Source organism: Candidatus Contendobacter odensis Run_B_J11, assembly GCF_000531125.1.
GTDB classification, from domain to species: domain Bacteria; phylum Pseudomonadota; class Gammaproteobacteria; order Competibacterales; family Competibacteraceae; genus Contendibacter; species Contendibacter odensensis.
The window spans coordinates 22,026-46,708 of sequence record NZ_CBTK010000250.1 but is presented as its reverse complement, the minus strand read 5'-3'; the positions used below and the strand labels follow the sequence as shown (position 1 = coordinate 46,708).

The following is a 24,683-nucleotide window of genomic DNA, read 5'->3' as shown; positions in this document are numbered from 1 at the left end:
CAGGTCGAAGAGCAGCTCGACCATCTGGCCTACCACGATGCGCTGACCCAGTTGCCTAACCGGGTGCTGTTGACCGACCGCTTGCAACAGGCCATGGCCCAAACCCTGCGTGATCAGAAGCGGCTGGCGGTGTGTTACCTGGACCTGGACGGGTTCAAAGCCATCAACGACACCTGGGGCCATGCGCACGGTGATCGAGTGCTGATCGAGGTGGCCCGCCGCTTGAAAAGCTGTGTGCGCGCCAATGACACGGTGGCCCGGCTGGGGGGCGATGAATTTATCCTGCTGCTGGGGAATTTAACGGACATGGAAGAATGCGAACAGACCCTGAATCGGGTGGTGGCGGCGCTGCACGTTCCTTTTGTGGTCTTGGACCAGCCGATTCCGCTGAGCACCAGCCTTGGCGTGACCCTGTATCCCGATGACATGTCCAATCCCGATACCCTGCTGCGCCATACTGACCAGGCCATGTATGCCGCCAAGGAGGCCGGCGGCAACCGCTATTACTGGTTTGACGCCGACTGCGACCGCCGCGCCCGCTGTGCCCGCGACCGCCTGCAACGGGTTAAGGAAGCGCTGGCCGCGAATGAACTGCGTCTTTATTACCAGCCCAAAGTGGATATGCGCTACAGCAGAGTCATTGGCGTCGAAGCCCTGATTCGCTGGCAGCACCCGGAGGAGGGCCTGCTCTTGCCGGAGCGGTTCATGCCTGCCGTCGACACCAGTGAACTGTCCATCGTCTTTGGGCAATGGGTGATGAAGGAAACGCTGCGGCAGATGTCGGTCTGGACGACGCAGGGTCTGTGTCTACCGGTGAGCATCAATATCTCCAGCCGCCATTTGCAACAACTGGATTTCGTCGCCAAGTTGCGGGCGGCGCTGGCGGCTTATCCAACGGTGTCCTCGGACGGACTCGAACTCGAAATCCTGGAAACGGTTGCCTTGGAGGATATCGCCGCCATCTCCGAGTTGATCGAAGATTGCCGGCAACTGGGCGTTCGCTTCGCCCTGGACGATTTCGGCACCGGCTATTCCTCGCTGACCTACCTCAGGAATCTGCCCGTGCATCTACTGAAGATTGATCAATCGTTCGTGCGTGACCTGCTGGTGGATACCGATGCGCGGTCGATTGTCGAAGGCGTGATCGGGTTGTCGGTGGCCTTCCGCCGCCAGGTGATTGCCGAAGGAGTGGAAACTGACGCCCAAGGCAGCCTGCTGATCCGGCTGGGCTGCGACCTCGCTCAGGGTTATGGCATCGCCCACCCCATGCCGCCGGAACAAATCCCCGCCTGGATCGCCGGCTGGACCGCGCCTGAGGCGTGGACCCTTCAGTAGAACCGGTTTCCAGCCGGTGATGAGAGTTTTGCGCCAAGAAAGCCCCCGCCTGCCATGACGCCTTTAGTGAAACGGGCAAGATGCCCGTTCATCACTGCAAGCGAAAGTCCTGTCTCTAAATCTCAAGAACGCGATTTTATGTGCGCTATCGAACAGATTTCTCTATAGGGTAATGGTAATTTCCAGCTCCGTACTACAAACAACATCGGCTCAGGATGCTAATAACCTTGGGCCTGCGCTTAACCCACTCTCTGGAAGGCCATTCGATGAACTTGAACAAGTGGATGAGACTCGGCGGGATTCTCGCTGTCCTGCTAGGAGTAACCCCGATGCTGGCTGTCGCGCAAGCCTACAATCATCATCGAACCGAGGATCGCAGCACGATCCGTGTTGACGACAACCGCCATCAATACCAGAGAAATCACTACAACAACGGTTCTCGTTCTTACAACCATCGGTATTACCAGAGGCAGTACCACAGAGGCGGCCATCATTACTACCGTCGTCATTATTCTGAACATAATTATCAATATAACCATCATCACCACAAAGGATATCAAAATAAATAGCAGCAGTGATCCCCGATTAAAGCCCACTGGCTGAAACTTTAGCCGGCGCTTATGAATGTTCCGATCCTTTCACCGTACTTCGACGCGAGAAAATTTTAACGACTTGGCTACAAGAGAAAACCTAATGACCATAATGACTTTGAAAGCGATTCGCCGCGCTGATCTGGCGAATCTGACTATGACCGACCGCGACCGCGCCATCAATGCCTTGAAAATGATCCGGGCGCTGACCGCTGCGCCCAATTCACCGGCTGAAGCCCGCGCCCTTGCAGTAATCGCCGACTACTGGGCGAGCAAAGGCGGTGATGATGGAAGTTCGTTGAAATCTCGATCAAGTTGGAAGTAGGCAACCTGCTTCTATGCCACTGATCTATAGACTCCTCTTAATGCCGTAGCCTGAACATAGTATGGAATTGCTGATATTGCGGCAAAAATTTTTATACAAAATTTTTAGTGATTTTTTTTGGTCTGTTCGCTAGCGCACAGACCGCCTGCCAGGAAACATTGTAGGGTGCGTTCAGTGCTAATACAGCATGAAAGGAGAAGCGCCATGCCCTTGATTCAATTAGTTATCGTCTTAGTCGTCTTCGGAGTGATCCTGTGGGCGATCAATACCTACATACCAATGGATGGCACGATCAAGAAAATCTTGAATGTGGTCGTCATCCTGGTCGTGATTCTCTTCGTATTAAGCGCCTTTGGACTCTTGGGTTCCATGCAAGGGATACGGGTTGGATAGCGGATCAATCCGTAAGGCTTTATCGGTGGAAGGAGACAACATGAACGCAATTAAGATTGCAGCCATCGCGCTGATCATGGTGGGCGTCCTGGGCTTGGCGTATGGCAGTTTCAGCTACACCAAGGAGACACAGGAAGCCAGGATCGGTCCAATTGAACTGACGGTGAAGGAGCAACAGACGGTCAATATCCCGGTCTGGGCGGGCGTGGCGGCGATACTGGCGGGCACGCTTCTGCTGTTTGTACCCAAAAACAGCTAGCACCCGTATTGCTGGAGACGCTAAAAATGTCCTCCTCCCGGAGGGAAAATCCATCGTCGGAAACGCTATTTTCGGCGCCCTTCAAGCAGACTAAAGAGACTCTCAAAATGGTAAAGATGCACAAGATAAGTTTGATGGCAACCGCGCTGATCCTGGGCGGCGGCATGTTGCAGTCGGCCAGCGCGCAGCAGGCGGATAACGCTCCCCCGGCCTACGACTTGGACGCATCGCCACGCTATCAGGAACCGGCGCCGGTCATGCCTGCGCCATTGCCGCGCTCGAATTTCTATGCCGGTTCGGAATCGGCGCCCCCTTCGCGATCATCGGACGCTACCCCCGGGTCGCCGGCGAGCCGGTTAATGCAGGTCCGCATCGATCAAGGCATTCGTTACATAACGGGCGGCGTGGGCGAAGGCGAACGCGCCGAACTCAATGCCCTGTCCAATCAGTTCAACCTGCGCTTGATGTTCGCGATGCAGGGCAGCGGCGAGTATCTATCAGCGGTCCGGGTCAATATTCTGGATTCGCACGGTGGATCGGTCCTGAGCGTCGAATCAAAAGGCCCCTGGTTTCTCGCCCAACTGCCGCCGGGTGACTACGTCGTGGAAGCCAGTGCCACCGATCAAGCCTCGCAGCAGCCCCAGCGAAAAACAGCGCATATCGAGGGTTCGGGCCAATCCCGGCTGGATTTCTACTGGCGTTGAGAGCGGTCACCGTGCATCCGAAATTCAACCGTTCAGGATGCACTTTACTTCACAGGACTTTCGCTTTCCGTCATTCCCGCACCCGCGGGAATCCAGTAAGCGACGGATAACCCGTGGATACCCGCTTTCGCGGGTATGACAGATTTAGAAGTTTGGCGAAAATCCTGCTTCAATGCCTTACCGCTTCTGTTCGCTAGCGCACAGAGACGGGCTGCGATGTGTTGTAGAGTGTCTCTAACGCAGTAGGAAAGGAGAAGCGCCATGCCGTTGATTCAATTAATCATTGTCTTAGTCGTCTTCGGGGTAGTCCTGTGGGCGATTAACAATTACATACCGATGGATGCGACCATCAAGAAAATCTTGAATGTGGTCGTCATCATTGTGGTGATTCTTTTTGTATTAAGCGCCTTCGGAGTTTTGGGTTCCTTCTCAGGAATGCATGTGGGAAGGTGATTTAATATGAGACCGTGAGTGATGCGTCGAGCAGATACTCATTCCCGATTCAGAACAGGAGCAAGTCCCAATGTCAACAAAAGACGAATATGTGGAAAAAATGAAGCAACGGCTCGATAAATGGAGCGCGGAAATGGATGTCTTGGAGGCGAAAGCGCACAAGAGCCAGAAGGAGGCTAAGGTGAAATATCAGGAACAGCTCAGCACACTGCATGCCATGCGTCAGGACGGTGAGAAGAGGCTGGAGACTCTCAAGGCTGCTACTGAAGACTCTTGGGAGCAACTCAAAGCAGAAACCGAAAATGTCTGGGATGCTTTTAAGGACTCCGTGCATGCGTTCAAAGCACATTTCAAATGAGCTAACCTCAGAACTTTCACTCCTTCCGTTCGCCTTGAGCCTATCGAAGGGTCATTGATCAACAGGACTTTCGCTTTTCGTCATTCCCGCGTCAGCAGGAATCCAGTAAGCTGCTGAAAAGACTGGATACCCGTTTTCACGAGTATGACGACGCAAGGTTTATTAGCGAAAGTCCTGATCAATAAAGAACAGGGTTCGACCGGCTCATCCCGAACGGTTCTTGAACTGGAAGCAAAAGTTCTGAACCCTTTTCCACCCTACGCAAGATTCCAAGATTCCAAGATTCTAAGATTCATCATTCACCAGGAGTATCAGCATGAAATTATTCAATCGATTCGCTACCTTTTTCATCGTCGTTTTTCTCGCCTCTCTGTTGGGATGCGCCTCGACCACAAAGCAGGAAGGAACCGGGGAATATGTAGACGACACCGTCCTGACTGGCAAAGTGAAGGCGGCCATTTTCAACGATCCGGCGCTGAGTTCGGCGGAGATCAACGTTGAAACCTTCAAAGGCGTGGTGCAATTGAGCGGCTTCGTCAATTCCAAGGGAGACATTAACAAGGCGGTGCAGGTTGCGCGCGGCGTTCCTGGCGTGACATCGGTTAAGAATGACATGCGGCTCAAGTAACGGGAGACCGCGCATTACCAACCGTGAACTGATCTCCGGGCATCAAGTCCGGGGAGCGGTTCGCTCCGCAGTCGGCAACCGCAAATCGGGAACGGAGATGTTTTTTTACTGTAATCGGTTTAACTAAATCGGGTTGCCATTCGCCAGTACGATACGACCAACAAAAAGCAATTACCGGAACGATTAAAAGTCTTTTAATATTTTTTTACCCCATTTCCAATTTGTTCGGTCGAGAATTAAATAATAATCTTGAGTTAAAAAACCAAATAATTTCATGATAAATAGCGAAAATTTATCAAAATCGGGCAAATAATCACGGATAAAACGTTGAATACGCCGATACCGTGAATCGGGTTTAGCCTCGTTTGGAAAAGCGATGGCTCATTCGGTTAAATTCATACTGCGTGTACTCAGTAAAGCAATGAGCATTCCAACTAAACAATCTATTCTCGCTTTATTCCAGTTAAATGCAGGACTTTCGCCAAGCCCCTTAAATTCGTCATACCCGCGAAAGCGGGTATCCAATTTTTTCAGTGGCTTACTGGATTCCCGCTGACGCGGGAATGACGGAAAGCGAAAGTCCTGAAATGTTTGATTGATCAGTGTCGATAGCTCGTGGATTTGATTCATGATATTCATCTCCTTCGTGAGAAAGGCAATATTTTACCACAATTTCAATAAGTTAAATTTTTTGTCATGTACAGAGAATTTACTTCTACAGTCCCAGTGCAGCGTGAGCACTTGCTCCCACGTCACCGCCTCATGGGCCAGCAACCGATACGTTGCCTGCGTCTCCGCCCAGCCCCCGCAGGCCGCCGGAATACTGGCACCGGGCTGTGCCCCCAGGCGTTCCGCCACCCGCACCAACCGTCGGTTCAGCCGGGCATCCCCCAAGTTCGCCCCGCCCAACTCCGCCGCCGTTTCCGTCATTCCGTCTGCCTCACTCACCTTGACCTACCCCTTCAAATAGGGCCGCAACTCTTGGGATCAAGATGTGTGGAATCGACAGGACTCTGCCGGGAGATGGTTACTTCCAAGCCTTGTTCCGCCCGCCCGGCACTGCCGTTCCCAAAGCGCCCCAAACCGGGGGCGGGTTTCCCGCTTTTCGGCACGAAACTCGGGTCGAAGGCCAGAACTTGGTGGTGATGCGCCGGCACTACGGCCCGGATCACCACCACATTCAATCCGGCCCAGTTGACCTCCTGTTGGAACCACCGCCGGAAGGTCTTCTCATCGTAGTGGCTATAGCGACTCAAATTCAGAGACGTCGCCCGCCCCGGAATGATCCACAGGAGCATCAGCACCTCGCGCACAAACCGCTGCAACGGTTGGCTTAACCCCGGCGTCGCCACTACACTGTCGCACAGTCGCATCGGTTCCTTCGCACGGATAGAGGGTTGTTTCGCAACTCCACCCTCTCCGAAGCCGACCCGATGCGGCTACCTCCCGCTCATGCCTTCCCGAAAACTGTCCGAACTATTTGTTTATTGGAATGTTTAACTCTTCCCATGACGACTCGCAATCTCGATGCCCTTTTCAAGCCAGATACTATTGCTCTCATTTGCGGTGGCGGCGGCGCTACCGAAATCAATGTCGCTCGTAATCTGATGAGCAGCGGTTTCAAAGGCCCTATCCTGCCCGTAGACTCGGAACGATGGGCTTTGGAAGGTGCGCTCGCCTATCGCGATATCGCCAGTCTGCCTCTCCCGCCGACATTAGCCATCATCACCCGACCGCTGCGAGAAGCGCCGACCCTGATTCAACAACTGGGTGAGCGCGGCACTCGCGCTGTGGTGCTAATTAGCGAAGCACGCGCTATCCCGCCCGGCGAACGGAAAGCCCTCTTTCAAGCCATTCTGGACGCCGCTCAACCCTATTTATTGCGAGTGCTAGGCCCTAGTTCCCAAGGAATCAGCATCCCCTTGTCCCAACTCAACATCAGCCAGAACCTCCAGCCGCTGATCCCCGGCCAGATCGCTTTCATTACTGAATCCGGCACCATTGGACAAACTGCGCTGGACATTGAGCAGCATTCCGGTTTTGGTTTCAGCCACATGATCCATTTGGGCGATAGCCTGGATGTGGATTTAGCTGATGTCCTCGATTATCTGGCCGGTGACTACCAAACTCGTGCCATTCTTTTGTACTTGGAGCATATCAACGATGCCCGCAAATTCATGTCAGCCGCGCGGCGGGTGGCGCGAATGAAACCGGTGATCGTGTTGAAACCGCGTCGTTACCCGGAAGAAGAACCCGGTGATGCGGTCTATGCCGCTGCTTTTCGCCGCGCCGGTTTACTGCGGGTCGAAGACAGCCATGAACTGATGCAAATGGTGGAGGTGCTAAAAGCGGCCAAGCGCGTCAATAATGACCGGCTGGCAATCCTCAGCAATAGCTCCAGCATGAGCCTGTTGGCCACCGACACCTTGTATCGCTTCGGCGGACGGCTGGCGCAATTTTCCGAGGCCACCCAGCAGGGACTGGAAAAACTGATTGAACCCAGCGCCCAGCCCAATCCGGTGGATCTCGGCGATCAGGCCAGCCCCAACGCCTACGGCCAAGCGCTGGATTTACTACTCACCGATCCGGGGGTGGATGGGGTGCTGGTGATTAAAACGCCAAGTGACCTTAGCGAAACGGTGGCGGTCGCCGAAAGCCTGATCCAGCGTCTCGCCCAAAGTCGCCGCTGTATCATCGCCAGTTTTCCAGGCTCACGAACCGGCGCGGAAGCACGACGGCGGTTGCTGGTGCAGCTAGTACCAACCTATGAAACCGCAAATGGCGCGGTACAGGCATTCATGCGGATCGTCCAGTACAAGCGCAATCAGGCGCTGTTAATGGAAACTCCACCGTCGCTGCCGGAGGCATTTAGCCCGGACGTCGCTGCTGCCCAAGCGGTGATCGCCGAGGCGCTGGCCGATGGTCGCCGCAGTCTCAATGAGTGCGAAGCCATGCGGTTGCTGATCGCCTACCGCATCCCGGTGGTGGAAACCCTGCTGGCGCATTCCCCCGCTGAAGCCGCTGACATTGCCGCTCGCCTCAAGCAGCCCGTCGCCTTGAAGATCATCTCCCTGGATGCCATGACCCAATCGAAAGTGGGCGGCATCGCCCGTTATCTGCATACCCCGGAGGCGGTGCGGGAAACGGCGACCCTGATGATGATGCGGTTGCGCTGCGTAGTGCCGTCGATCCCGTTCAAGGGTTTTGCGTTGCAACCGATGGTGGCCCGCGATGGTGCTTATGAAATGACCGTGGGGGCACGCTCCGGCGAGCGCTTCGGGCCGGTGCTTTACTTTGGGCAGGGAGGCACCGAAGCCGAAGTCATCAACGATATCGCCTATGGCCTGCCGCCCTGTAATCTGCACCTGGCCCGCGAAATCATGGCGCAAACCCGGATTTATCAACGGCTGCGTTACAGCCTGCTGCGCCGCGCCAACCTCAATGCCCTGGCGCTAACCCTGGTCAAAGTCTCGCAGATGGTGATTGACCTGGCGGAATTGGCGGAACTGGCGATCAACCCGTTACGGGTCAATGCGCGGGGCGTGGTCGCGCTGGATGCCCAAGTGCAACTGACTCCGACTTCCCCCATCCCGGCCCAGCGGTTGGCGATTCGTCCCTATCCCAAGAACCTGGAAGAAACCATCCGCTTGCCCAACCAGCAGGAGTTACTGCTACGCCCGGTGTTACCCGAAGATGAGCCGGCGCTACAAGCCTTGGCGCTACGGGCCTCGCCCGAAGATTTACGTCTGCGATTCTTCCAGCCGATCCGCGAACTCTCGCACGACCTGGCAGCGACGCTGACCCAGATTGACTACCATCGGGAAATGGCGCTGGTAGCGGTGGGGCCGGGTCTGCCAGGCAAGGCCGAGATTTATGGCATCGTCAACCTCAGCGCCGATCCGAACAACGACCGGGCCGAGTATTCCATTCTGGTAGATCGGGCCATGATGCGTCTGAGTCTCGGCAATCTGCTGATGCAACGGATCATTGCTTACGCCCGGGCGCGGGGCATCAGCGAAATTCACGGCGAAGTCTTGCGAGAAAACAAATCCATGTTGCAACTGGATCGGTCGCTGGGCTTTTCCATTCATGCTGATCTTAACGATCCCGGCCTGAAGCATGTTATTTTGAAGCTTCATTGCGTTGCATCATCCGCCGGGTAAATTTTCCGCAGGGCACATTGAATGAGCGATAAACGTCTTCTGGTAGTCGACGACGAACCTGAATTTGGCGAGCTGGTGCGCAAGGTCGCGACCGGCCTGGGTTACGAGGCGCGGGCGACCACAACCGGTCATGCATTCCAAATCGCCTACCATGAATTGCATCCCACCCATATCGTCATGGATATGGTGATGCCCGAAATGGACGGCAACGAACTGGTCTTATGGTTGATGGAACAACGCTACGCCGCCAACCTGATCATTATCACCGGCTATAGTCCCGACTACGCCAAGGATGCCAGCGTGTTAGCCGAATTCAATGGCTTGCGTTCGGTGATCACCCTGACCAAACCTATCGGGCTGGCTCGACTCCGCGAAGTATTAAGCAGCAGCTAAATGGCCTGGCCGCCCCGCAGTCGCCCCGCCCGGTTATGCCGGCGAACTTGCATCTTTGCCCCTCACCAGATCGCTGCCGCTGAGTGCGCCGCGCAAGCACTGAGCCAGCGCATACAGTGCGTAGGGTTTTTGCAGAAAGCCGGACAGCCGATCACCGGCGAACCGCGGGGCAATCTCGCTTTCGGTGTAGCCGCTCGACATCACCACCCGCACCGCCGGATCGATCCGGCGCAGTTCGCGGAAGGTTTCCGCGCCATCCATGTGGGGCATGGTCAGGTCGAGCAACACCAGGGCAATTTCCTCGCGCCGGGTGCGGTAAATTTCCAGCGCTGCCCGCCCGTCCGCCGCTGCCAGAACCTGGAATCCCAGCCGTTCCAGCATCCGGTTGCCCATGGCCCGGATCGACTCCTCATCATCCACCAGCAGGATGATGCCCGTCCCTTTCCAGTCGCTCGGCACCACCCCATCATAAGTATCGACCGGCATCGCTTCCTCAGTTGTGATTGGGAACAACAGCTTGATCGTCGTACCCTTGTTCGGCTTACTGTATACCTTCAGGGTGCCGCGATGACCCCGCACAATGCCGATCACTGCCGACAGACCCAGACCCCGACCGGTGAATTTGGTAGTAAAAAACGGCTCGAAGATCCGCCGCTGCGTTTCCGGGTCCATGCCGCACCCGGTATCGGCGATTTGCAGCCACACATAAGAACCTTCCGTCAACCGCTCGTCCAGATAAACATCGCCCAGGTATTCGTGCGAGCATTCCATGACCCCGGTTGAAATGGTAACCACGCCACTGCGTTCACCAATCGCCTCGGAAGCGTTGATGACCAGATTCATCACCACCTGGCGGATCTGGCTGGGGTCGCCACGCAGCGGAGGCAGCGGCTCCTTCAGATTCAGGTTCAGCACCGCCTTCTTCGACAGTGAAGATTTGAGCAGGGACACCATTTCTCCGATCAGCGCCCCAAGCCGGATGTTTTCAATAGCGAACCGGCCCTTGCCCGAATACGCCAGCATCTGACGGCACAGTTCAGCGGCGCGCAATGAGGTCGCTTCAATCGCGCTCAGGTTCTCGCGGGCGGGAGACAGGTGGGGCAAATCATCCAGCGCCAAACTGGCATTACCCAGGATAATCGCCAGCAGGTTATTGAAATCATGGGCGATGCCACCCGCCAGTACGCCCAGGCTTTCCAGTTTCTGGGTCTGCTGCAACTGGCGCTCCAACTGCAACCGCTTTTCCTCAGCCCACTTGCGCTCGGTGATATCCGTGACCGCCAGCAGCAACAGGGGCGTATTGTTATTCTGATTACGCCCCAAAATCGTATGGATGATCGCGCCTTCCATATGCGCATAAAACGCCGGACCCTGATTACGCCGGATCAGCGCTTCAAGACTCTTCTCTGCTGGATTCTTGAAGAGCGCCCGATAACGCGCCAGAAACACGCCACGATCATCGCCTTCCATGCACTCGGCAAATGGGCTACCCATTAACTGATCCCGGGTGTAGCTGATCATGCGGCAAAAGGTTTCATTAGCCTCATAAATCAGTCCTACCTCATTGAGAACCAGATAGCCAATCGGCGCCTGGTGAAACAGCAGGGAAAACTGATTACGCGACTGTTCCAGCTCCCCCATGATGCGGCGCAACTCTTCGTTCTGAATCTCCAGTTCAATCTGGTGAACCTGAAGTTTATGAAACAGCTTGCGGGCCTGATCGCTCGAAAGCTCCGGCATCTCCAGGTAGCGCCCCGAAGCGCTGGTTTCTGCTTTTTCCCTGAGATTTTTTGCTCCACCTTGATCATCCTGCGTCATATCGCACCTTTTCTGCTATGGCTACGCTAACCGCTCTACGTCGTAAATCCCGCCGATCACCACGTACTCATCTTCACCCTTGAGCATTCCTGGCAATACCCGGTTGTAAAAAAACACCTTGCTGATCGGCACCTGCGCCCGCAGCAGATGATCGCCAAATTCTTCGGCACGCTCACGCTGGGTGCTGAAGGAGCTGAGGTTGTTGAGCAGCACGACCCAACGGCGCCGGTCGGCCTGATGCAACACCTGATCATCGCTGAACCGGTTGAAGCCGCGATACAGGGTGAGATGCGTCTGTTCCGGTAGCTGCTGCCGATACAACTCATACTGGCAGTAGGTATAGAGCAGGTCCAGTTGCGCTTCCAGGGCATTGGTGTTGTAGAGGCCATGACTGCGCGCCTCCATAAAATGCAGATAGGTATCGTTAGCGCGGTCATTGAGCAGGCCGCCGTGGTAACGGGTCAGCAGACCGAAGCGCGATTCCACCCACCCCTTGAGTACCGCCCCTTCCCGGCTGTCGGTGTCGAAGGCCCAGCCGCGCACCATGCGTAAATAATCCGCCCGCCCGCGTAATTTGGACTTAGGCCGTCCCGGCGTCAGTCCTACTTCTTCCAGCGCCTCCAGCCGGAAATACACCGTCACATAGTCCATGAATTGTTGCGCCCGCGCTTCGGGTTCCGCCAGAACCGCCAACCGCCGGAACAGGCGGACATGCAGCTCCGCGACCCCATCCAGCAGTAACGGCGCGGGATGGCGCTGGAACGTCAATCCACCGAGGATCGCCGCCGGCAGATTGCAATGATTAATCGACAGGTACGCTTCCCTGGGTAACCGGGGATCGCAGGGAATGTCGAGATTGTCACTAACCGCACAAGACGCCACGTTTGTCATCTATGCCACTGTATTCTGATGGGAACCTGAAAAAAAAATATCAAAAAATCATCATGTTGATTTCTTTTTTGGGTTTGGCATGAGTGTTGAAGAGTGAGTAGTGAAAGTAAAAACTTCGTATTCAGCGATAGGAGTGTACTGCAATGGCAATACGGCAATGCGCGATTTATGGCAAGGGCGGCATCGGTAAATCCACCACCACCCAGAATCTGGTCGCCGGCCTCGCGGCTGAAGGCAAGAAGATCATGATTATCGGCTGTGATCCCAAGGCTGATTCCACCCGCTTGATCCTGCATGCCAAGGCCCAGAACACCATTATGGAAATGGCGGCGGCAGCGGGCACCGTCGAAGATCTGGAACTGGATGAAGTACTCAAAGTCGGCTATGGCGGCATCCGTTGCGTCGAATCCGGCGGCCCCGAACCAGGGGTCGGCTGCGCCGGTCGCGGAGTGATTACCGCCATCAATTTTCTGGAAGAAGAAGGTGCCTACGAGGAAGACCTCGACTTTGTATTTTACGACGTATTGGGCGATGTGGTATGCGGCGGTTTTGCCATGCCGATCCGCGAAAACAAGGCCCAGGAAATCTACATCGTCGTTTCCGGCGAGATGATGGCGATGTACGCCGCCAACAACATCGCCAAGGGCATCTGCAAATACGCCACATCCGGCAAGGTGCGCTTGGCCGGGTTGATCTGCAATTCGCGCAAGACTGACAAAGAAGCCGAATTGATCGAAGCGCTGGCGGATCGGATGGGCACCCAAATGATCCATTTCGTGCCGCGTGACAACGTGGTGCAGCGGGCTGAGATTCGCCGGATGACCGTGATCGAGTACGACCCGAAGGCCAAGCAGGCCGATGAATACCGCACCCTGGCCCGCAAGATCGTCGAAAACAAGAAGTTCGTAATTCCCAAGCCGCTGACCATGGATGAACTCGAAGACCTGTTGATGGAATTCGGCATCCTCGATGAGGAAGACGAGTCCATCGTCGGCAAGACCGCCGAAGCCGAAGCCGCTTTGGCCGCTGCCTGAACCTCACCGGAGATCGCCTCATGAGCATGAACCGCCAAGAAACCGAACAACTGATCCAGGAAGTATTGCAGGTCTATCCAGAAGCGACTGGCAAGCAGCGCGCCAAGCATCTGATGGCCAACGACCCCACCCTGGAAAAGTCCAACAAGTGCATCGTCGCCAACAAGAAAGCACTGCCCGGCGTGATGACCGCTCGCGGTTGCGCCTATGCCGGGGCTAAGGGCGTGGTGTGGGGACCGATTAAGGATGTGGTTAACATCTCGCATGGCCCGGTCGGCTGTGGTCAGTTCTCCCGCGCCGGTCGCCGCAATTACGTCACCGGCCACAGCGGTGTCAACGTGTTCGCCGATATGAACTTCACCTCCGACTTTCAGGAAAAGGATGTGGTGTTCGGCGGTGACAAGAAATTGGCCAAGATGATTGCCGAGATCGACACCCTGTTTCCCTTGGCCAAGGGCGTTACCGTGCAGTCGGAATGCCCCATCGGCCTGATCGGCGACGATATTGAAGCGGTCGCCAAGAAGTCGGCCAAGGACATTGGCAAGCCGGTGGTGCCGGTGCGCTGTGAAGGTTTCCGTGGCGTGTCGCAGTCGCTGGGTCACCATGTCGCTAATGACTCGTTGCGTGACTGGGTGCTGCACAATCGCGATGACGACAACAGTTTCGAGTCCACCCCTTACGACGTGGCGATCACCGGCGATTACAACATCGGCGGCGACGCCTGGTCGTCGCGGGTGTTGCTGGAAGAAATGGGGCTGCGGGTGATTGCGCAGTGGTCGGGCGATGGCTCCATCCCGGAAATGCAAACGACTCGCCACGCCAAGCTGAATCTGCTGCATTGCTATCGCTCGATGAATTACATCAGCCGCCATCTGGAAGAGAAGTACGGCATTCCCTATCTGGAATACAACTTCTTCGGGCCGACCCAAATCGCCGCCAGCCTGCGCAAGATTGCTGCGTTCTTCGATAGCACGATCCAGGAGAACGCCGAGCGGGTGATCGCCCGGCATCAGCCGATGCAGGATGCGATTATCGCCAAATACCGTCCCCGGCTGGAAGGCAAGCGGGTGATGCTGTTCGTCGGCGGCCTGCGGCCCCGTCACGTCATTGGCGCCTATGAAGATTTGGGGATGGAAATCATCGGCGCGGGCTACGAGTTTGCTCACAACGATGATTACGACCGTACCTTCAAGGAGTTGCAGGATGGTGCGCTGATTTATGACGACGCCACCAGTTTCGAGCTGGAATCCTTCGTGGAGCGGCTGAAACCCGATCTGATCGGGTCTGGCATCAAGGAGAAATACGTGTTCCACAAGATGGGCATTCCGTTCCGGCAGATGCATTCGTGGGATTACTCCGGCCCCTATCACGGCTACGACGGCTTCGCCATTTTTGCCCGTGATATGGACATGACGATTAACAACCCCTGCTGGAAGAAATTGCAGGCTCCCTGGAAGCGCGCCGGCGCCGAAGCATTAAAGTCGGCTGCCTGAAACCTGTCGGTTGGGTGAGGCCATCGGCCATAACCCAACATTTTCATCCTGTTGGGTTATGCGCTCCGCGCTAACGAGGATTTGGTCATGCAAGACGTCGAAACGATTAAACCGGGCTATCCGCTGTTCAATACCGACGAATACCAGGAGGCTTTTGCCCGCAAGCGGGTGTTCGAGGAAGCGCCGGCGACCGAAAAACTGGAAGAAGTGTTCCAGTGGACCACCACCGAGGCGTACAAGGAACTCAATTTTCAGCGCCAGGCGCTGACCATCAACCCGGCTAAAGCCTGTCAACCGTTGGGCGCGGTGTTGTGCGCGCTGGGCTTTTACAAGACCCTGCCTTATGTTCACGGCTCGCAGGGCTGCGTCGCTTATTTCCGCACCTACTTCAACCGCCATTTCCGTGAACCAGTGGCTGCTGTTTCCGACTCGATGACCGAAGACGCGGCGGTATTCGGCGGGCAAAAGAATATGTTCGAGGGGTTGGAAAACTCCAAGGCCATGTATCAGCCGGAAATGATCGCCGTATCCACCACCTGCATGGCTGAAGTGATTGGCGATGATTTGAATGCCTTTATCACCAATGCCAAGCATGACGGGCGGGTGCCGATGGATTTTCCCACCCCGTTTGCCCATACCCCCAGCTTCGTCGGCAGCCATACCACCGGCTGGGACAATATGCTGGAAGGAATTTTAAGCTACTTCACCCTCAAGACGATGGAGGACAAGGTCGTTGGCAGCAACGGCAAGCTCAACATCGTGACCGGCTTTGAGGGCTATCTGGGCAATCTGCGGGTGATCAAGCGGATGCTGAACGAGATGGGCGTGGCTTACAGCTTCCTGTCTGATCCGGAAGAAGTACTCGATACCCCCGCCGACGGCGAATTCCGCATGTACGCGGGTGGCACCACTCAGGACCAGATCAAGGACGCCCCCAACGCCATTGACACCCTGCTGCTGCAACCGTACCAGTTGCCCAAGACCAAGAAGTATGTGCAAGACACCTGGCATCAACCCGCCAGTGCCATCAACATCCCGATGGGACTAAGCTGGACCGACGATTTCCTGATGAAGGTCTCGGAACTCACCGGCAAGCCGATCCCGGAATCACTAACTCAGGAGCGGGGTCGGTTGCTGGACATGATGACCGACTCCCATACCTGGTTGCACGGCAAGCGGTTCTCAGTGTTCGGCGATCCCGACTTTGTGACCGGCATGTGCCAATTCCTGCTGGAGCTGGGCGCTGAACCGCTGCATGTGTTGTGTCACAACGCGAACAAGCGCTGGGCCAAGGACATCACCAAGCTGCTCAAGGACTCGCCCTACGGTCAGGATGCCGAAGTCTATGTGGGCAAGGATCTCTGGCATCTGCGTTCGCTGGTGTTCAGCAACAAACCCGATTTTCTGATCGGCAACTCCTACGGCAAGTTCATTCAGCGCGACACCCTGCACAAGGGCAAAGAGCATGAAGTGCCGCTGATTCGGATGGGCTTCCCGCTGTTCGACCGTCACCACCTGCACCGTGATACCACGCTCGGTTACGAGGGCGCGATGCACATGCTCAAGCTGCTGGTGAATGCAGTGATGGAAAAGCTGGACCAGGACACCATGACGCTAGGCGAAACCGACTACGCCTTCGATTTGGTGCGCTAACGACGGATCATGAAAATCCCCCCCCTTTGGATAAAGGGGGCGTCGAGGGTTTCAGGAGAATGCAGCCATGCCAAACGTCATGTTACGGAACAACGCAGCCGGTGAACTGGTGTTTTACATCACCAAAAAGGATCACGAAGAAATCGTCGTCGCGCTGGAACATGCGGGACCCGGTACTTGGGGTGGTGAAATGCAGTTATCTGATGGGTCGCGGTTCTATCTCGAACCCTTGGAGCAAAAGCCCAAGCTGCCCCTGACGGTGCGAGTGAAGCGGCTATGAACGACACTAGCCCACTGCCCGATTGTCTCGCGCTGCGCATCGGCCTGGCGGCACGGCAACTGCCGGATACCACTCCGGGCCAACTGTTACGAGTGCTGGTCGCGATAGTGGGTGAACCGCTGACCGAAGCCAAACTCAACAGCCTGAAGGTCAAGGATCTCAAAACCGGCGCGGATGGTGCGCTGGAAGAAATGGATGGCGCCGTGCTGCGGCAGGCGCTGGACCGTTTACATGGCGAAGAGGAAGCGGCGGCGAAAACCGCCATCCCGGCTCCTCAAGTTTATGAGGATGGCCCATTGCCGGATTCGATTCAGATCGCTTGCGCCTCTAACAATAGCGAGCGGCTGGACGGTCATTTTGGTTCCTGCGCCCGTTTCCTGATTTATCAGGTATCGGCGACCGCAGCACGGCTGGTCGCGGTGCGACCCGCACCGTCTATAGCCCGCCTCAGCGTGGACCATAGCGCGGAACGGGTGGCGCTGATCAGCGATTGTGATCTGCTGTGTGTGCTGTCCATTGGCGGTCCCGCCGCCGCTCGCGTCGTGAACAGCGGCGTTCATCCCTTCAAGCGCCCACAGGCCGAGGAGATCTCGGCGCTGCTGCATGAATTGCAACAGGTGTTGGCCGGCGACCCGCCACCCTGGCTGGCTAAACGCCGCGCCCACGCTGCTGAAGAATCGAAACCGTCCATCGCGGAGGCCGCATCATGATTACCCCGCGCCAACTGACTGATATTGCCCGACTCGCCACCGCCGAGGGGATCAATCCAAACACGCTGACCCACTTGCGGCGGATCTATCCCAGCGTCTATTTCGCCAGTTGCCTGGATGACGACATCACCACGGTTGAACCGGTCGTCAGCGGTGCCGATTTCAACGTCTACCTGGTGGATGGCCGGCAGACCTGCCTACATCTCACCGCCGATACCCAGAAAGCCACCGGTGTGGTGCTGGCGACGGTGCTGAATTCCTGATCCTTAAACAGAAAATCTGGTGAAATGGAGGAAATCCTCATGGCAAAAATTGGTTTGTTCTATGCGACCGACACCGGCAATACCCGCAAGGTCGCCAAAATAATCAAGAAGCAGTTCGACGAAGGTGAGGTCGCGCTGCATAACGTCAAGGACGCCAGCGCCGAAGATATGGCCCAATACAGCGCGCTGATTTTCGGTACGCCAACCTTGGGCGATGGCGAACTGCCGGAGACCTTGACCGAGTTTTTACCGGCGCTGGACGGTGTGGACTGGGCGAGTAAGACCGTCGCCCTGTTCGGCTTGGGCGATCAGCAAGGCTATCCCGATGAATTTGTGGATGCGCTGGGGATTTTCTACAAGAAACTGAAGAAGAAGGGCGCAACCTTGATCGGCTCGTGGGCGGTGGATGGTTATGAATTCAACAAATCCAAGGCGGTCGTCAACGGCGAGTTTGTCGGCTTGGTGCTGGATCAGGATAACCAAGCCGATCTAACTGAGGAACGGCTGGAAGAATGGCTGGAACAGGTCAAGCCAGAATTACTGAGCTTGGCAGTCGCGGGTTGAAGTTGTGCGGGCATATCGCTTGTATGGTCTGCTCGTATCCGCGTTTAGCTAACCCAATAACGGGCAGGATGCCCGTTCCACGCCAACCACCGCGAGGACGCCTCGATGAAACCCAGCGATCTGGCCGCTCTGCGCGATGAACCGGCCTGCGATCACAACCTCAAGGCCAAATCCGGCTGCGCCCGTCCCAAACCGGGTGCCTCGGCGGGCGGTTGCGCCTTTGACGGCGCTCAGATCGCCTTGTTACCGATTGCCGATGTCGCGCATATCGTTCACGGCCCTATCGCCTGCGCTGGCAGTTCCTGGGATAACCGGGGCGCTCGTTCCACCGGCCCGGCTTTGTACCGGCTGGGGATGACCACTGACCTCAGCGAGCAGGACGTAATCATGGGGCGTGGCGAGAAGCGGCTGTTTCATGCCGTCAAGCAGGCGATTGATCGCTACCAGCCTGCGGCGGTGTTCGTTTACAGCACCTGCGTAACCGCCTTGATCGGTGATGATCTGCCCGCTATCTGCAAAGCGGCGGAACAGCGCTGGGGGGTGCCGGTAGTACCGGTGGATTCCGCTGGTTTCTACGGCAGCAAGAATCTGGGCAACCGCATTGCCGGTGAAGTGATGGTGCAGTACGTGGTCGGCACCTGCGAACCATCGCCGCCGCCGGTCGATCCGGCGCGGCCTGATTTGAAGGTGCATGACATTAATTTAATCGGCGAATACAACATCGCCGGCGAACTGTGGCGGGTGCTGCCGCTGTTCGATGAACTGGGTTTGCGGGTGCTGTGTACGCTGTCCGGCGATACCCGCTTTCGTGAGGTGCAAACCATGCATCGCGCCGAAGTCAACATGATCGTCTGCTCGCGGGCCATGCTTAACGTCGCCCGCAAACTCAAGGAACGCTTTGGCACCCCCTGGTTCGAGGGCAGTTTTTACGGGGTGCGCGATGTGTCGCAAGCCCTGCGCGACATCGCCCGCCTGATCGGCGATCCCAATTTAAGTCAACGCACCGAAGCGGTGATCGCCCGTGAAGAAGCCAGCGCCGATAGTGCGCTGGAGCCGTGGCGGCAACGGCTGCACGGTAAGCGGGCGCTGCTCTACACCGGCGGGGTCAAATCCTGGTCCATCGTGTCGGCGCTACAGGATTTGGGGATTACCGTGGTCGCTACCGGCACCAAGAAATCCACTGAAGAAGATAAGGCCCGCATCCGCGAATTGATGGGCGAGGACGCCCGGATGATTGAGGACGGCAATCCGCGTGAATTGCTGGCGCTGTCCAAGGAATATCAGGCCGATTTGCTCATTGCGGGCGGGCGCAACATGTACACCGCGCTCAAGGCCCGCCTGCCGTTTCTCGACATCAATCAGGAGCGCGAATTTGCCTATGCCGGTTATCGCGGCATGGTGGAACTGGCGCGGCAGATTGCGCGGACGGTGGAAAATCCGGTCTGGGATGCGGTACGCCGTCCCGCGCCGTGGGACCTGATCGCGCTGGAGGCCCGTCATGGCTGAAATCATCCGCCGCAGTAAAGCGCTGTCGGTCAGTCCGCTGAAAACCAGTCAGGCGATGGGCGCCAGTCTGGCGGTGCTGGGATTGGAGCGGGCCATGCCACTGCTGCACGGCGCGCAAGGCTGCACCGCTTTCGCCAAGGTCTTCTTCGTTCGCCATTTCCGCGAACCGATTCCGTTGCAGACCACCGCGATGGACCCGATCAGCAGTGTGATGGGCGCGGACGATAATGTGATCGAGGCGCTGAAAACCGTTTGCGAAAAAAACCGGCCCGCCGCAATTGGCTTGCTGACCACTGGCCTGTCCGAAGCCCAGGGCACCGACATTGTTCGGGTACTCAAGACCTTCCGTGAGCTGCATCCCGAATTTCAGGCGGTGCGGATCATTCCAGTCAATACCCCGGATTTCAGCGGTTGCCTGGAGAGCGGTTACGCGGCTGCGCTGCGGGCAATGATCAGCGAATGGGTGCCCGCCGCGACGGTGAAAGAAACCCGTCTTGGCTGCCGGACGCGACAGGTCAACGTGCTGTGCGGTTCGCTGCTGACTCCGGGCGATGTGGAAGCCTTGCGCGAACTGATCGAGAGTTTCGGCCTGCATCCGGTCATGATTCCGGACCTCGCCGATTCACTGGACGGCCATCTCGACCCGGAGGATTTCAAGCCGGTTACGGTGGGTGGCCTGTCGGTCAACGCCTTCACCACCTTAGGCAATGCCGTCGCTACCTTGGTTATCGGTGCCTCGCTGTATCCCGTCGCCGATCTGCTGTATGAGCGCACTGGCGTCCCGCTGCATCGTTTCGATCACCTGCTGGGACTGGCCGCCAACGATCAGTTGGTAATGACTTTAGCCGGCATCGCCGGGCACGCGGTGCCGGCGCGACTGGCGCGGCAGCGGGCGCAGTTGCTGGACGCCATGCTCGACACCCATTTCATGCTCGGCCAGGCCCGCATCGCCCTCGCCGCCGACCCCGATCTGCTGCATGCCTTCAGCCAATGGCTGGCGGAAATGGGCGCGGAAGTGGTGGCGGCGGTGGCATCGGATCGTGCTGCGGTGTTGGAACGAACCCCGCTGGCTCAGGTGCAAATCGGCGATCTGGAAGACCTGGAAACCTGGGCGCGCCAGGGCGATGCGGAATTGCTGATCGGGAATTCCCACGCGGTGGACACCGCACAACGGCTAGGCATTCCGTTATTGCGGGCTGGTTTCCCGCTTTACGATCAACTGGGCGGCTACCAGCGCACCTGGATCGGCTATCGCGGGGCGCGGCAAGCCTTGTTTGACATTGCCAACCTGCTGCTCGGCCACGGCCACGGCGGAGTTGCGCCCTATCATTCCTTCTATTCCCGCAAAGACGACCACCGCTGGGAGACGATGGCATATGGCTCTGAACAGGCATTGGTGGATTGTGAACGGCGGCACTGAGGTGCAGGCCATGACGACAGCAAACATCCGGGTGGCGTTCGCCACCAGCGACCGCAAGCGGGTGGATCAGCACTTCGGTACGGCCAGCGCCTTGGCGATCTACTCAATTACGCCACAACAGGCGACGCTGGTGGAATTTGCTCAGTTCGGCGAACTGGAAGCTGACGGACACGAGGACAAGCTGCAAGCCAAGATGGCGCTGCTACACGGTTGCGTCGCGGTGTACTGCCAAGCGGTCGGTGGATCCGCCATTCGGCAATTGCTGACGGCGGATGTGCAACCGTTCAAGGTAGCGGAAGGCACGCTGATTGAGCCGCTGCTGCATGAATTGCAAGCCGCGCTCAACGCTGGATCGAAGCCGTGGTTGAATCAGGCGCTGCGCCGCCGGCAGTCGGCGGATTCCAGCCGCTTTGATGTGATGGCAGCGGAAGGCTGGCAGGAATAGGCACAGACAACGGTTCTTTATGGTTCCCGGTTGAGGCATGTGTCCGCACCGGGGTGTGATAGGCGCCATGCATGGCGCGTCTAGCGAGAGGTAGAAAGTATTATGGGCGCAGAACAAGTCATCACTGGCCTGACCCGTGGCGGTACACCGTGGGTGGCCCAGTTCGTGACCGCACTGGATGAAGGAAAGTGCATCGGTTGTGGACGCTGTTTTAAGGTGTGTCCGCGTGATGTGCTGACTATCGTGCAGCGGGCGGTGGACGATGTGGATTTTGATGATGACGATGATGATGATGACGATAGTGACAATTCTTTTATGACGCTCTCGAATGCCATGGATTGCATCGGCTGTGAAGCGTGTTCTCGGGTCTGTCCCAAGGCGTGTTTCACTCACTCGCCTATGGCTTTAGCGGCTTGAGTTGTTCAGAATCCGGCGCTATTTCTCATCAATTTCCCTGATTTTCAGAGATGGGAAATCCAGCGCCGGAGTCTTATCGGAGGTTTTTTGCAAAAATTCGTAGCTTTTATCTGGGGCGGCGTCATTGGTGTGTTGGGCGGACTGATCGGCTTGGGCGGTGCAGAATTTCGTTTGCCGGTGCTGGTAAGCGTATTTAAGTTTCCAACCCTAGATGCGATTATTCTTAATTTGATGATGAGTTTGGTGACGGTGATCTTCGCATTGGCTTTCCGGGTTGGACTAGCTGGACTGGAACCTATCGCGGCCCAAATGCACATCGTGCTTAACATCTTAGCGGGATCTCTGGCAGGCTCCTGGATAGGAGTCCATTTCGCTACTCGGATTGATGAATGGACACTCACCCGTGCAGTCGCGATCTTATTGATCGGCCTAAGTGGAGTATTGATAGGGCACGAAATTGTTTCTCAGCAGTTCAGCCTGGTTATTCCAGCGTGGTTGCAAATCCCGCTCGGTGTGGCGGCAGGTGTGGTCATTGGTGTGTTTAGCGGAATGCTGGGTGTAGCCGGTGGTGAATTGATTATTCCCACCCTGATTTTATTATTCGCACTGGATATTAAACTGGCCGGCAGCCTAAGTTTGGCGATCAGTATTCCCACCATTATTATTGGTTTGACCCGATATATTCTGAAAGGACGCGCTCGCATCATAGCGGCGCAAAGCACGTTTGTTATTGCTATGGCGTTGGGTTCAATTGTCGGCGCATGGATTGGAAGCCTGTTGTTGGGCTTCGCACCCAGTTCGATGCTTCATGTTCTGCTCGGTATTATCCTGCTGGCGTCGGCGATCAAGCTGTTAGGACATCACCGGCCCACCTTGCCCAAGGCTCTGCTGAATTAAGCTGGATTACTCCATCGCTTGCTGTTGAGCAGCGATCATCATAGGATTGCACATTTCGTTATATATCTTATTTTATAACGATTTCAGGTTGAGGGTTTATACGATGATGCTGGCGGGTCAACAACAGCAAACCAAGCTCACTGGATCGATTTGGCTGGATAAGTCCGAACAGCGGTTTTTAGGCCAAAAGCGGGTGGAGTTATTACGCCAAATTGCCGCAACCGGTTCCATCACTCATGCCGCAAAAGCGGTTAATTTGAGTTACAAAGCGGCTTGGGATGCAGTGAGCGCGATGAACAACATGGCCGATCAACCGCTGGTGATGAGTGCCACCGGCGGCAAATACGGCGGCGGCAGCCGCATCACTGACTATGGACTGCGGCAAATTGAGTTGTTTGATACCGTCGAGAGTGAATATCGGCGGTTCCTGGCCCGGTTGGGCGAAAAGGTCCACGATGTGGACGAGTTAATTAACTTCATGCGGAGATTAATGATGCAGACCAGTGCAAGAAATCAATTTCTGGGGCGGGTCACTGCGCTGAAAAGCGGCCCGATCAATGTTGAAGTGAGTGTGGATATTGGTGGCGGCGACCAGATTACGGCGTTGATTACCAACAACAGCGTTGAAAATCTGGCAATTAAGGAAGGTAGCGAGGTTTATGCACTGGTGAAAGCCTCGTCAGTGATCATTATGGCGAGTGTCGAGAAAATGAAACTCAGTGCCCGCAATCAACTGCGCGGCACGGTGTCAAGTTGCAAGAAAGGAGCGGTCAATGGTGAAGTATCTATTCAATTGGCGGGCGGCAAAACGGTGACCGCCATTATCACCAATGACAGCATTGACGGGTTAGCGCTCAAGGAAGGCAATCAGGCGGTCGCCGTAATCAAATCGTCCAGCGTCATTTTGGGCGTAGGACTGTAATTTTTAACGGAAGAATCATCGCTATGCGCCGCATTTTCACTCTGATTGGCCTGCTTCTTGTTGTGCCGGTTTGGGCGGCAGATCAAATTACCGTATTCGCCGCTGCCAGCACGACCAATGCAATTCAGGACATCGCTGCGTTGTACCAAAAGGAAAAAGGCGTTGAGGTCAAAACGTCCTTTGCTGCTGCGTCGGCGCTGGCGAAACAAATCGAACAGGGTGCGCCAGCGGATGTATTTATTTCCGCCGATTTGAAATGGATGGACTATCTCGATGGCAAGGACAAGATTGTCAAAACCAGCCGCCGCAATCTGATGGGTAATCAATTGGTATTAATCGCGCCCAAAGGCAAAGCGTTTCCGGTCAAGCTGGAAAAGAGCTTCGATCTGCCTGGCGCGTTTGAGGGTCGCTGGTGTTCCTGTGTCCAATCGGTGCCCATTGGCCAGTACAGCCAACAAGCACTGACCGCTTTGGGCTGGTGGGCGGCATTGGAACCTCGATTGGCGGCAGCGCCGGATGTACGTTCGGCGCTGGCTTTTGTGGAGCGGGGCGAGTGCGCGGTCGGTATCGTCTATGCCACCGACGCCAAGGTATCGGATAAAGTGGAAGTGCTGGCTACATTCCCATCGGATAGCCATTCGCCGGTGTTGTATCCGGCGGCGCTGGTGCAGGGTGCAAAGCCAGCGGCAAAAGGATTTCTGGAGTTTCTGGCCTCTTCACAAGCCGCCGCAATTTTTAGCCGCTACGGCTTTACCGTGATTAAATAAGT

30 protein-coding genes are annotated in these 24,683 nt (G+C 56.3%); 25 read left to right on the top strand and 5 right to left on the bottom strand.

Features of this window, described 5'->3' with window-relative positions; translation table 11 throughout:
* The 9 genes from BN874_RS14265 to BN874_RS14220 form a co-directional block, all read left to right on the top strand.
* Window positions 1-1,335, top strand: a 1,335-nt coding sequence (locus BN874_RS14265; RefSeq protein ID WP_034434668.1) for a putative bifunctional diguanylate cyclase/phosphodiesterase, incomplete at its 5' end; no start/stop codon positions are given.
* Window positions 1,336-1,601: 266 nt separating this feature from the next.
* On the top strand, window positions 1,602-1,904 hold the full coding sequence (locus BN874_RS24660) for a hypothetical protein (protein WP_154724949.1): 303 nt from the start codon (window positions 1,602-1,604) through the stop codon (window positions 1,902-1,904).
* Window positions 1,905-2,028: 124 nt separating this feature from the next.
* The gene (locus BN874_RS14255; RefSeq protein ID WP_034434664.1) at window positions 2,029-2,250 is read left to right on the top strand and encodes a hypothetical protein; all 222 of its coding nucleotides are present in this window, start codon (window positions 2,029-2,031) and stop codon (window positions 2,248-2,250) included.
* 204 nt (window positions 2,251-2,454) lie between these two features.
* Window positions 2,455-2,643, top strand: a complete 189-nt coding sequence (locus tag BN874_RS14250; protein ID WP_034434661.1) for a Thivi_2564 family membrane protein — start codon at window positions 2,455-2,457, stop codon at window positions 2,641-2,643.
* A gap of 40 nt (window positions 2,644-2,683) precedes the next feature.
* Entirely contained in the window at window positions 2,684-2,902 is a 219-nt protein-coding gene (locus BN874_RS14245) for a hypothetical protein (protein ID WP_034434659.1), read from the top strand.
* Window positions 2,903-3,036: 134 nt separating this feature from the next.
* Window positions 3,037-3,606, top strand: a complete 570-nt coding sequence (locus tag BN874_RS14240; protein ID WP_051497866.1) for a carboxypeptidase-like regulatory domain-containing protein — start codon at window positions 3,037-3,039, stop codon at window positions 3,604-3,606.
* A gap of 261 nt (window positions 3,607-3,867) precedes the next feature.
* On the top strand, window positions 3,868-4,059 hold the full coding sequence (locus tag BN874_RS14230; RefSeq protein WP_034434653.1) for a Thivi_2564 family membrane protein: 192 nt from the start codon (window positions 3,868-3,870) through the stop codon (window positions 4,057-4,059).
* Between the two features lie 70 nt (window positions 4,060-4,129).
* The gene (locus BN874_RS14225) at window positions 4,130-4,417 is read left to right on the top strand and encodes a sll1863 family stress response protein (RefSeq protein ID WP_034434651.1); all 288 of its coding nucleotides are present in this window, start codon (window positions 4,130-4,132) and stop codon (window positions 4,415-4,417) included.
* A 316-nt stretch (window positions 4,418-4,733) separates the two neighbouring features.
* The gene (locus BN874_RS14220; protein ID WP_034434649.1) at window positions 4,734-5,045 is read left to right on the top strand and encodes a BON domain-containing protein; all 312 of its coding nucleotides are present in this window, start codon (window positions 4,734-4,736) and stop codon (window positions 5,043-5,045) included.
* Window positions 5,046-5,426: 381 nt separating this feature from the next.
* On the opposite strand, the gene BN874_RS14215 is transcribed toward BN874_RS14220, so the two are convergent.
* From BN874_RS14215 to BN874_RS14205, 3 genes are read right to left on the bottom strand one after another with little or no spacing between them, the layout of a single operon-like run.
* Window positions 5,427-5,675, bottom strand: coding sequence for a hypothetical protein (locus BN874_RS14215; RefSeq protein WP_034434647.1), 249 nt, complete (start codon window positions 5,673-5,675; stop codon window positions 5,427-5,429).
* A gap of 33 nt (window positions 5,676-5,708) precedes the next feature.
* A complete protein-coding gene (locus BN874_RS14210; RefSeq protein WP_154724948.1) occupies window positions 5,709-5,993 on the bottom strand; it encodes an IS4/Tn5 family transposase DNA-binding protein in 285 nt (94 codons plus the stop codon).
* 14 nt (window positions 5,994-6,007) lie between these two features.
* Window positions 6,008-6,418, bottom strand: coding sequence for a hypothetical protein (locus tag BN874_RS14205; RefSeq protein WP_034434643.1), 411 nt, complete (start codon window positions 6,416-6,418; stop codon window positions 6,008-6,010).
* A gap of 135 nt (window positions 6,419-6,553) precedes the next feature.
* Between BN874_RS14205 and BN874_RS14200 the strand changes: the two genes are divergently transcribed.
* Both BN874_RS14200 and BN874_RS14195 read left to right on the top strand, forming a co-directional pair.
* A complete protein-coding gene (locus tag BN874_RS14200) occupies window positions 6,554-9,208 on the top strand; it encodes a bifunctional acetate--CoA ligase family protein/GNAT family N-acetyltransferase (RefSeq protein WP_034434641.1) in 2,655 nt (884 codons plus the stop codon).
* 21 nt (window positions 9,209-9,229) lie between these two features.
* Window positions 9,230-9,601, top strand: coding sequence for a response regulator (locus BN874_RS14195; RefSeq protein WP_034434638.1), 372 nt, complete (start codon window positions 9,230-9,232; stop codon window positions 9,599-9,601).
* Between the two features lie 33 nt (window positions 9,602-9,634).
* Here BN874_RS14195 and BN874_RS14190 read toward each other — a convergent pair whose 3' ends face one another.
* Together BN874_RS14190 and BN874_RS14185 are read right to left on the bottom strand one after the other, a co-directional pair.
* Entirely contained in the window at window positions 9,635-11,419 is a 1,785-nt protein-coding gene (locus BN874_RS14190; protein WP_051497865.1) for a hybrid sensor histidine kinase/response regulator, read from the bottom strand.
* A gap of 21 nt (window positions 11,420-11,440) precedes the next feature.
* Window positions 11,441-12,310 (bottom strand): NAD(+)--dinitrogen-reductase ADP-D-ribosyltransferase, encoded by an 870-nt coding sequence (locus tag BN874_RS14185; protein WP_051497864.1) that lies wholly within the window; start codon window positions 12,308-12,310, stop codon window positions 11,441-11,443.
* 143 nt (window positions 12,311-12,453) lie between these two features.
* Here BN874_RS14185 and nifH point away from each other — a divergent pair, with 143 nt between their 5' ends.
* The 14 genes from nifH (at window position 12,454) to modA (ending at window position 24,681) form a co-directional block, all read left to right on the top strand.
* Window positions 12,454-13,344: a nitrogenase iron protein gene (gene nifH / locus BN874_RS14180; protein WP_034434636.1), complete on the top strand. Its 891-nt coding sequence runs from the start codon at window positions 12,454-12,456 to the stop codon at window positions 13,342-13,344.
* 26 nt (window positions 13,345-13,370) lie between these two features.
* On the top strand, window positions 13,371-14,837 hold the full coding sequence (nifD, locus tag BN874_RS14175; RefSeq protein ID WP_081756413.1) for a nitrogenase molybdenum-iron protein alpha chain: 1,467 nt from the start codon (window positions 13,371-13,373) through the stop codon (window positions 14,835-14,837).
* A gap of 87 nt (window positions 14,838-14,924) precedes the next feature.
* Entirely contained in the window at window positions 14,925-16,490 is a 1,566-nt protein-coding gene (gene nifK, locus BN874_RS14170; RefSeq protein ID WP_034434632.1) for a nitrogenase molybdenum-iron protein subunit beta, read from the top strand.
* 67 nt (window positions 16,491-16,557) lie between these two features.
* Window positions 16,558-16,770 carry a putative nitrogen fixation protein NifT gene (nifT, locus tag BN874_RS14165; protein ID WP_034434630.1) on the top strand — a complete coding sequence of 71 codons (213 nt, stop codon included), beginning with the start codon at window positions 16,558-16,560 and terminating at the stop codon, window positions 16,768-16,770.
* Window positions 16,767-17,480 carry a dinitrogenase iron-molybdenum cofactor biosynthesis protein gene (locus BN874_RS14160; protein ID WP_034434628.1) on the top strand — a complete coding sequence of 238 codons (714 nt, stop codon included), beginning with the start codon at window positions 16,767-16,769 and terminating at the stop codon, window positions 17,478-17,480. The genes nifT and BN874_RS14160 overlap by 4 nt, the downstream gene beginning before the upstream one ends.
* A complete protein-coding gene (locus BN874_RS14155) occupies window positions 17,477-17,743 on the top strand; it encodes a DUF6129 family protein (RefSeq protein WP_034434626.1) in 267 nt (88 codons plus the stop codon). The genes BN874_RS14160 and BN874_RS14155 overlap by 4 nt, the downstream gene beginning before the upstream one ends.
* A gap of 39 nt (window positions 17,744-17,782) precedes the next feature.
* Window positions 17,783-18,307 carry a flavodoxin gene (locus tag BN874_RS14150; RefSeq protein WP_034434624.1) on the top strand — a complete coding sequence of 175 codons (525 nt, stop codon included), beginning with the start codon at window positions 17,783-17,785 and terminating at the stop codon, window positions 18,305-18,307.
* 105 nt (window positions 18,308-18,412) lie between these two features.
* The gene (gene nifE, locus BN874_RS14145) at window positions 18,413-19,813 is read left to right on the top strand and encodes a nitrogenase iron-molybdenum cofactor biosynthesis protein NifE (RefSeq protein ID WP_034434622.1); all 1,401 of its coding nucleotides are present in this window, start codon (window positions 18,413-18,415) and stop codon (window positions 19,811-19,813) included.
* Window positions 19,806-21,233 carry a nitrogenase iron-molybdenum cofactor biosynthesis protein NifN gene (gene nifN / locus BN874_RS14140; RefSeq protein ID WP_051497863.1) on the top strand — a complete coding sequence of 476 codons (1,428 nt, stop codon included), beginning with the start codon at window positions 19,806-19,808 and terminating at the stop codon, window positions 21,231-21,233. The genes nifE and nifN overlap by 8 nt, the downstream gene beginning before the upstream one ends.
* 10 nt (window positions 21,234-21,243) lie before the next feature.
* Window positions 21,244-21,678 (top strand): NifB/NifX family molybdenum-iron cluster-binding protein, encoded by a 435-nt coding sequence (locus BN874_RS14135; protein ID WP_034434682.1) that lies wholly within the window; start codon window positions 21,244-21,246, stop codon window positions 21,676-21,678.
* Between the two features lie 102 nt (window positions 21,679-21,780).
* Window positions 21,781-22,095 (top strand): ferredoxin III, nif-specific, encoded by a 315-nt coding sequence (gene fdxB, locus BN874_RS14130; RefSeq protein WP_034434620.1) that lies wholly within the window; start codon window positions 21,781-21,783, stop codon window positions 22,093-22,095.
* A gap of 87 nt (window positions 22,096-22,182) precedes the next feature.
* Complete coding sequence (locus BN874_RS14125; RefSeq protein WP_034434618.1) at window positions 22,183-22,992, top strand: sulfite exporter TauE/SafE family protein; 810 nt, start codon at window positions 22,183-22,185, stop codon at window positions 22,990-22,992.
* 103 nt (window positions 22,993-23,095) lie between these two features.
* On the top strand, window positions 23,096-23,914 hold the full coding sequence (locus tag BN874_RS14120) for a TOBE domain-containing protein (RefSeq protein ID WP_230314447.1): 819 nt from the start codon (window positions 23,096-23,098) through the stop codon (window positions 23,912-23,914).
* 23 nt (window positions 23,915-23,937) lie between these two features.
* A complete protein-coding gene (modA, locus tag BN874_RS14115) occupies window positions 23,938-24,681 on the top strand; it encodes a molybdate ABC transporter substrate-binding protein (RefSeq protein WP_034434616.1) in 744 nt (247 codons plus the stop codon).
* The last annotated feature ends 2 nt before the right edge of the window (window positions 24,682-24,683 follow it).

Excerpts from the sequence above, each read along its gene's own strand:
- BN874_RS24660 (WP_154724949.1), top strand. The coding sequence starts at position 1,602 with ATGAACTTGAACAAGTGGATGAGACTCGGCGGGATTCTCGCTGTCCTG.
- BN874_RS14255 (WP_034434664.1), top strand. The coding sequence starts at position 2,029 with ATGACCATAATGACTTTGAAAGCGATTCGCCGCGCTGATCTGGCGAAT.
- BN874_RS14250 (WP_034434661.1), top strand. The coding sequence starts at position 2,455 with ATGCCCTTGATTCAATTAGTTATCGTCTTAGTCGTCTTCGGAGTGATC.
- BN874_RS14245 (WP_034434659.1), top strand. The coding sequence starts at position 2,684 with ATGAACGCAATTAAGATTGCAGCCATCGCGCTGATCATGGTGGGCGTC.
- BN874_RS14240 (WP_051497866.1), top strand. The coding sequence starts at position 3,037 with ATGGCAACCGCGCTGATCCTGGGCGGCGGCATGTTGCAGTCGGCCAGC.
- BN874_RS14230 (WP_034434653.1), top strand. The coding sequence starts at position 3,868 with ATGCCGTTGATTCAATTAATCATTGTCTTAGTCGTCTTCGGGGTAGTC.
- BN874_RS14225 (WP_034434651.1), top strand. The coding sequence starts at position 4,130 with ATGTCAACAAAAGACGAATATGTGGAAAAAATGAAGCAACGGCTCGAT.
- BN874_RS14220 (WP_034434649.1), top strand. The coding sequence starts at position 4,734 with ATGAAATTATTCAATCGATTCGCTACCTTTTTCATCGTCGTTTTTCTC.
- BN874_RS14215 (WP_034434647.1), bottom strand. The coding sequence starts at position 5,675 with ATGAATCAAATCCACGAGCTATCGACACTGATCAATCAAACATTTCAG.
- BN874_RS14205 (WP_034434643.1), bottom strand. The coding sequence starts at position 6,418 with ATGCGACTGTGCGACAGTGTAGTGGCGACGCCGGGGTTAAGCCAACCG.
- BN874_RS14200 (WP_034434641.1), top strand. The coding sequence starts at position 6,554 with ATGACGACTCGCAATCTCGATGCCCTTTTCAAGCCAGATACTATTGCT.
- BN874_RS14195 (WP_034434638.1), top strand. The coding sequence starts at position 9,230 with ATGAGCGATAAACGTCTTCTGGTAGTCGACGACGAACCTGAATTTGGC.
- BN874_RS14190 (WP_051497865.1), bottom strand. The coding sequence starts at position 11,419 with ATGACGCAGGATGATCAAGGTGGAGCAAAAAATCTCAGGGAAAAAGCA.
- BN874_RS14185 (WP_051497864.1), bottom strand. The coding sequence starts at position 12,310 with ATGACAAACGTGGCGTCTTGTGCGGTTAGTGACAATCTCGACATTCCC.
- nifH (WP_034434636.1), top strand. The coding sequence starts at position 12,454 with ATGGCAATACGGCAATGCGCGATTTATGGCAAGGGCGGCATCGGTAAA.
- nifD (WP_081756413.1), top strand. The coding sequence starts at position 13,371 with ATGAACCGCCAAGAAACCGAACAACTGATCCAGGAAGTATTGCAGGTC.
- nifK (WP_034434632.1), top strand. The coding sequence starts at position 14,925 with ATGCAAGACGTCGAAACGATTAAACCGGGCTATCCGCTGTTCAATACC.
- nifT (WP_034434630.1), top strand. The coding sequence starts at position 16,558 with ATGCCAAACGTCATGTTACGGAACAACGCAGCCGGTGAACTGGTGTTT.
- BN874_RS14160 (WP_034434628.1), top strand. The coding sequence starts at position 16,767 with ATGAACGACACTAGCCCACTGCCCGATTGTCTCGCGCTGCGCATCGGC.
- BN874_RS14155 (WP_034434626.1), top strand. The coding sequence starts at position 17,477 with ATGATTACCCCGCGCCAACTGACTGATATTGCCCGACTCGCCACCGCC.
- BN874_RS14150 (WP_034434624.1), top strand. The coding sequence starts at position 17,783 with ATGGCAAAAATTGGTTTGTTCTATGCGACCGACACCGGCAATACCCGC.
- nifE (WP_034434622.1), top strand. The coding sequence starts at position 18,413 with ATGAAACCCAGCGATCTGGCCGCTCTGCGCGATGAACCGGCCTGCGAT.
- nifN (WP_051497863.1), top strand. The coding sequence starts at position 19,806 with ATGGCTGAAATCATCCGCCGCAGTAAAGCGCTGTCGGTCAGTCCGCTG.
- BN874_RS14135 (WP_034434682.1), top strand. The coding sequence starts at position 21,244 with ATGACGACAGCAAACATCCGGGTGGCGTTCGCCACCAGCGACCGCAAG.
- fdxB (WP_034434620.1), top strand. The coding sequence starts at position 21,781 with ATGGGCGCAGAACAAGTCATCACTGGCCTGACCCGTGGCGGTACACCG.
- BN874_RS14120 (WP_230314447.1), top strand. The coding sequence starts at position 23,096 with ATGATGCTGGCGGGTCAACAACAGCAAACCAAGCTCACTGGATCGATT.
- modA (WP_034434616.1), top strand. The coding sequence starts at position 23,938 with ATGCGCCGCATTTTCACTCTGATTGGCCTGCTTCTTGTTGTGCCGGTT.